Source organism: Geomicrobium sp. JCM 19055, from assembly GCF_000698185.1.
Taxonomy (GTDB): domain Bacteria; phylum Bacillota; class Bacilli; order Bacillales; family Marinococcaceae; genus Geomicrobium_A; species Geomicrobium_A sediminis.
Genome location: NZ_BAXL01000045.1, coordinates 1 through 897, shown reverse-complemented (window position 1 = coordinate 897; position 897 = coordinate 1). Strand labels below are relative to the sequence as shown.

The window sequence follows — 897 nt, the reverse complement described above, 5'->3', positions numbered from 1 at the left end:
GCCAGCAGCCCCAGTGACACCTGTCAGTCCAGTGGCCCCAGTAATGCCAGAAGCTCCAGTGACGCCTGTCGACCCAGTGGCGCCAGTAATGCCAGAAGCTCCAGTAACCCCGGTCACTCCAGCAGTGCCAGTGGCACCCGTCGGTCCAATCGCCCCATCAAGCCCGGTAGTACCGTAACGCCGGTAGGTCCAGAAGCTCCGGTAATCCCGTCAGCCCCAGCTAACCCCGTCGCACCTGTGACTCCGGTAGTACCAGTAATGCCCGTAGCCCCAGCACCCGCAATTAGGGTGTAATCTGTTGAAGTATCAGGAGTGCCCGTAGGAGGAGCAGTGTTCACAAGGTAGGTGCTGCCTTCAAACGTAACGATCTGTCCAACAGGATAGCCTGGTGCAGCAACAGGATCAAAAGGAACAACGCCATCAAGCCCAATGCCAGTAGCTCCCGTCGGTCCGGTTACTCCTGTAGGTCCGGTGTCCCCGGTCACGCCAGTAACACCAGTTATTCCAGTAGCTCCAGCCCCCGCAATCAACGTGTAATCCGGTGAAGTACCAGGAGTGCCCGTAGGAGGCGCAGTGTTTACAAAATAGGTGCTACCTTCAAACGTAACGATCTGCAACAGGGTAGCCTGGTGCAGCGAGTGGATCAAAAGGAACGACGCCATCAAGTCCAATGCCCGTAGCGCCCGTAGGCCCGGTGTCTCCGGTAATGCCCGTAGCCCCAGTGACACCAGTAACACCAGTAACGCCCGTAGCTCCAGCCCCCGCAATCAACGTATAATCCGGTGAAGTACCAGGAGTACCCGTAGGAGGAGCGGTGTTCACAAAATAGGTGCTGCCTTCAAACGTAACGATCTGCCCAACAGGGTAGCCTGGTGCAGCGAGTGGATCAAAAGGAAC

1 protein-coding gene and 1 pseudogene are annotated in these 897 nt (G+C 57.3%); both read right to left on the bottom strand.

Annotation, left to right across the window (positions count from 1 at the left end; all coding sequences use genetic code 11):
• Positions 1-113: 113 nt before the first annotated feature.
• Positions 114-617 carry a hypothetical protein gene (locus JCM19055_RS26835; RefSeq protein WP_052366658.1) on the bottom strand — a complete coding sequence of 168 codons (504 nt, stop codon included), beginning with the start codon at positions 615-617 and terminating at the stop codon, positions 114-116.
• Positions 598-897 (bottom strand): annotated as a pseudogene (locus tag JCM19055_RS30835) (hypothetical protein); the annotation flags it as partial. The gene JCM19055_RS26835 and the pseudogene JCM19055_RS30835, both read right to left, overlap by 20 nt.